2 protein-coding genes are annotated in these 1,321 nt (G+C 61.4%); both read right to left on the bottom strand.

Annotated elements, in window-relative coordinates; translation table 11 throughout:
- Window positions 1–733: aminotransferase class I/II-fold pyridoxal phosphate-dependent enzyme (locus AC097L_RS24695; RefSeq protein WP_479589358.1), on the bottom strand; the 733-nt coding region annotated here is incomplete at its 3' end.
- A gap of 119 nt (window positions 734–852) precedes the next feature.
- Window positions 853–1,321 (bottom strand): acyl carrier protein (locus AC097L_RS24690; protein ID WP_479589357.1); only part of this gene is annotated, 469 nt, incomplete at its 5' end.

Raw genomic sequence — 1,321 nt, 5'->3', positions numbered from 1 at the left:
TCTTGATGTCGACCAGTGTGGGCAAATCGACAATATCACCGTCCATGCTGAATACGCCTTCCGTCACGATGACGGTGTGGCGGTGCTGCTTGCTGGCTTCGGCCAGAATGCGGTCCAACGCAGCGTAGTCGTTGTGCGGATAGGGGATGCGGCGCGCACCCGAAAGGCGTGCGCCGGTCATCAGCGAGTTGTGGATCAGTGCGTCATGCACGATCAGATCGCCGGGCCCAAACAGATGGCCCAAAGTGCTGACGTTGGTGCCGTAGCCGCTGACGAAGCTGACGGCATCGTCCATGCCCAGAAAGTCCGCCATGTCGCGTTCCAGCTGCTGGTGCAACGCGATCTCGCCGGAGACCACGCGGCTGGCAGACACGGTGCTGCCGTAGCGGCGGATGGCCTCGATGGAGGCATTGGTCAATGCGGGATGGCTGGCCAGGTCCAGGTAGTTGTAGCCCGAGAAGCTCAGGTACTCGCGGCCATTGACCGCCACCGTGGCGGCCTGTACGCCATCGTGCAATGAGAAGTAGGGGTTGCGCATGCCAAATTTTTCGAATGCGTCGCGTTGGCGGCAATGCTCCTGGTAGCCGGGGAAGTTTTCAAAGCTGGCGGGGCCTGCGGGCGGGCGGTGCTCTGAGGTGGTCGATGCCACGGGTGCGCTGGCATGGGTGCCAACATGCCGCTGCATCATTTCTTTGGCGCGGGCGCGCGCGGCATTGCGTTCTGGTGAGTTCATGGTTAGGAAGCGTTATGGATAAAAAGACTGCCCATGGGCAAGAAGACCGCATCGAAGCAGCCACGTCGCAGCCTCTTTTTCAGGGGAAGGTGGCTGCGCCGTGGTGGAGCCCCGCAGGGTCAGGAGATCGCTGCCGGGATTTGCATGCGCTCCAATACCCGGGCGGCCAGCAGGCTGACGGTATTGCCACGCATCAATTCCAGCGTCGAAAACTCGACGGAGAACACCGAGCTGATGGCAATTTGCACCTCCACGGCCATCAACGAATCCACCCCCAGGTCTGATAGGGAACGTTCAGGATCAATCCGTTCGGCCGCCATCTTCAACGGGCCGGACAAGGCTTCGGTCAGCATCAGCATGGCCATTTCTTCGCGCTCTGCGATGCCCATTGCCGTCAACTCTGCTTTCAGCGGGGATTCGCCACCGGCAGCATCCTTGCCTGTGAGGTGTGCAAAACGCATTGATCGACCTCCTGTCGGCTCGAAACGGCCCCACTGCTCCCAATCGACGGCGGCCATGACGACCGATCCGGGGCGCTCTGCGAGGACGCGTTTCAGACCCGACAAAGCGACGTCGGAAGAGAGCGGC

Source organism: Rhodoferax sp. RT5P35 (assembly GCF_056521385.1).
Note: the sequence above shows the minus strand (reverse complement) of the source record. Positions and strands in the feature narration are given on the sequence as shown.